Origin of the sequence: Myroides albus, from assembly GCF_009711045.1 — a bacterium.
GTDB lineage: Bacteria > Bacteroidota > Bacteroidia > Flavobacteriales > Flavobacteriaceae > Flavobacterium > Flavobacterium album_A.
The window spans coordinates 1-1,711 of record NZ_WMJX01000107.1 but is presented as its reverse complement, the minus strand read 5'-3'; the positions used below and the strand labels follow the sequence as shown (position 1 = coordinate 1,711).

Genomic DNA, 1,711 nt, shown 5'->3' with positions numbered 1-1,711 from the left:
GCCCAAAAGGATCAATCCATAAACTAATGTCATGTACATCCCCATACAACGTCGGGTTACCACCAGAAAGACCTATAGGGTCTTGTGAAATATACATACCTATCTTAGGGTCATAATATCTAAAACGGTTATAGGCTAACTGAGTCTCCTTACCATAGTACTGCCCCTGATATCGAAACGGACAGTCTGTCCGCTTGTCATGTTTCATATCGATACGTTCGTAGATATCTAACACACCATGCCAAACTAGCTCTCCTGTAGCATCACACATATACTCAAGTGTAATGAGATAGGTATAATAAAAAGACCTAGCTAATTAAAACTAAGTCTTTTTACATTACCAACTTGTAATTGGTCGATGAATCATCTTCCAAAATTCCAATAATTCTTTATTAAAAAAGAATAATTCTTCGAAATCATAACTTATTGTTATTCCTATTTCAGGTAAAACCCAATATCCTCTTCTTTCTATTTTAAAACAACTATCAATTAGACATTCTAAATCACTTTTTTTATTTAAATCAAAATTGTTATACAAAATAACTCCTTTAAAAAATCTTCTATAAATCGTTATTTGTGATAACAACATATTATCAAATCTTAAAGCATATTCAAGCTCATTAATATAATATTTATCAATCATATATTCATAATCTCCAATGAAACATAAATTATTAATATCTAATCCGAATTTAAAACTACTCAACCCTATAAAAGGAGAAAAAAATAAATTTTCATCAAGTTTTTCATTAAGTTTTTTTCCTTGAATAATATCACTATTATAACACTGATTATAAAAAACCTTCATCTCATCAGCATATAGTAGAATTTCATTAAAAATTTGTTTTTCTGTATCTATCCAAACTATCAAATTTAAATCTATGAAATAATAAGTTCCTTCTATTCCTTCTATTCCATGATATTTTATCAACATATTTTTAAAATTATTATATCTGATTTTTTCCCCTTTAAAAATAAAACAATTGCATAATCTTACTGAAAGTGTCTTAATTTCTTGTTTACTATTTAATTCATAATAGTAAGTTATAGTATCAATTTCTTCGCTTAAAACAGCCTTTTTATCACCTAAATAAATGCCATTAATATTATCTTTTTCTATATTCAAATTCATACTTTTAATGATGTAAATATTTTCGTTTCAATCTATTTCCTTCTTTATTAATCACATAGCCTTTATCTATAGCATAATCAATCATATCTTTCATTCCGTTATTATACTTATTACCAAATTTACGTTTTACATCTTTGATGTCCATCTCCATTGCCTTACCAAACTTTCCATTTCTGATTAAATCTTCTTGGACTTCACGCCATATTCTAACTGTTCCTCTATTTCCCCAACTTGCAGTTTTCATATGATCAGCTTTATTCATATAAGTACTAGGTCCGGAATATTTGCTTATATTAGGTCCTGTAGGTTGATTAGCTTTTACTTTACTGGCTTTGTTAGTTGATGAAAATGCAGGCATATGATTTGATTCCCCTCCATTACCTATATTTAAAGATGTTACTACACCATGAGACCCTCCTAATGCAGACAACCCAAACACATCCAACCATCTATTCACATCACTCACATATCCATACAACACCATACCACCTAAAAGACCGATAGGATCTTGTGAGATATAATTCCCTTCCTCAGAACTGTAATGTATCCACCCTAGCAAGTACATCTTGTGAGGTATAA

2 protein-coding genes and 1 pseudogene are annotated in these 1,711 nt (G+C 29.5%); all 3 read right to left on the bottom strand.

Annotated features, from left to right (window positions below; all coding sequences use genetic code 11):
- Window positions 1-208, bottom strand: a 208-nt coding sequence (locus tag GJV76_RS16035; RefSeq protein WP_317162611.1) for an RHS repeat-associated core domain-containing protein, incomplete at its 3' end; no start/stop codon positions are given.
- Between the two features lie 129 nt (window positions 209-337).
- Window positions 338-1,132 carry a hypothetical protein gene (locus GJV76_RS15475; protein ID WP_155093480.1) on the bottom strand — a complete coding sequence of 265 codons (795 nt, stop codon included), beginning with the start codon at window positions 1,130-1,132 and terminating at the stop codon, window positions 338-340.
- A 4-nt stretch (window positions 1,133-1,136) separates the two neighbouring features.
- Window positions 1,137-1,711: pseudogene (locus GJV76_RS15470) on the bottom strand (hypothetical protein); the annotation flags it as partial.